Raw genomic sequence first — 236 nt, 5'->3', positions numbered from 1 at the left:
GTCGTAAAGCGCGTATTAGTACCGATGATTCGTGTACAGCACGTGACGATTGAACAAGGTCCAATTATGAGAAAATATGGATTAGCAGAATTACACATTTCAACAGCGGCAACTTCTCACAGCATCCCAGGCTTAACGATGTATGAAGCAGAAAGGTTGAAAACGAAAATCGCAGAATTAGCGAAAGGGAGTGATGAGGATGTATAAGAGGCAGCATCCAATCACGATGTTATTAG

Annotated in this window: 1 protein-coding gene; it reads left to right on the top strand. The window is 41.9% G+C overall.

The genetic code is table 11. The features are described from left to right. Positions 1-207, top strand: a 207-nt coding sequence (locus SB775_RS33870; RefSeq protein ID WP_410865678.1) for a PH domain-containing protein, incomplete at its 5' end; no start/stop codon positions are given. Between the last annotated feature and the right edge of the window lie 29 nt (positions 208-236).

The sequence above is a fragment of the Peribacillus sp. SIMBA_075 genome, assembly GCF_046534585.1.
This window is presented reverse-complemented; position numbering and strand designations above follow the sequence as displayed.